Below are 1027 nucleotides of genomic sequence, written 5' to 3'. Positions count from 1 at the left end.
TGTCCACTCTCCCACCCCTGCCCGGCCCGCCCGCCCTGGCAGTGACCCGATGAGCAGACTCATCGTCTCCGTCCTGCTCGCCGCGCTCATGGTCGGGATCGCCGCGCCGAGCGCCTCCGACGACATGGGCGAGGCCGCGCGGGCCGGGCAGTGGCAGCTGGACACGCTGCGCCTGCCCGAGGCCTGGCGGGCGAGCAAGGGCGCGGGCGTGCTGGTCGCGGTGCTCGACACCGGCGTCAACGGCCGCCACCCCGACCTGGAGGGCGCCGTGACCCAGGGACCCGACCTGACCGGCGCTGGGCGCAGTTCGGGACTCTGGGGCCGGCACGGGACCGCCATGGCCAGCCTGATCGCCGGTCGCGGGCACGGCGAGGAGCACGAGGACGGCATCGTCGGCGTGGCCCCCGCCGCCGAGGTGCTGTCCATCAGGGTCACGCTGGAGAACGGCGACCCGCTGCGCCGCAAGCGCTCCTCCCGCGGACGGCACGCGCTGGCCAAAGGCATCCGCTACGCGGCCGACCGCGGCGCCGACGTCATCAGCATGTCGCTGGGTGGCGGGAGCGGCGTGTGGGAGGGGTCGGCGGACGAGGAGGAGGCCGTCAGGTACGCGATCGGCAAGGGCGCGGTGCTGGTGGCCTCGTCGGGCAACGACGGCGAGACCGCCAACAGGAAGAACTTCCCCGCCGCCTATCCCGGGGTGATCGCCGTAGGGGCGGTGGACCGGCGGCTGAAGGTCGCGCGGTTCTCCAACCGGCAGGACTACCTGTCCGTGGTGGCGCCGGGCACGGAGATCGTCACGGCCGACGGCCGCGACTCGTACGTGGTCGGCGACGGCACCAGCGCGGCGGCGGCCATGGTGGCGGGCATCGCGGCCCTGATCAAATCCGCCCATCCCGACATATCCCCCTACCACGTCCGCACGGCCATAGAACTCGGCGTGCTGAAACGGCCGACGGCCGGCTACAGCCGCGCCTACGGGCACGGGGTGGCCAACGCGCTGCTGGCCCTGCGCGCGGCGGACCGGCTG

1 protein-coding gene is annotated in these 1027 nt (G+C 74.1%); it reads left to right on the top strand.

Going from position 1 to position 1027, the window contains the following annotated elements; translation table 11 throughout:
- Window positions 1-49: 49 nt before the first annotated feature.
- Window positions 50-1027, top strand: a 978-nt coding sequence (locus ETD86_RS54475; protein ID WP_138674403.1) for a S8 family serine peptidase, incomplete at its 3' end; no start/stop codon positions are given.

The organism is Nonomuraea turkmeniaca, assembly GCF_005889735.1.
GTDB classification, from domain to species: domain Bacteria; phylum Actinomycetota; class Actinomycetes; order Streptosporangiales; family Streptosporangiaceae; genus Nonomuraea; species Nonomuraea turkmeniaca.
The sequence above is the reverse complement of the archived record's forward strand: the minus strand, read 5'-3'. Positions and strand labels throughout refer to the sequence as shown.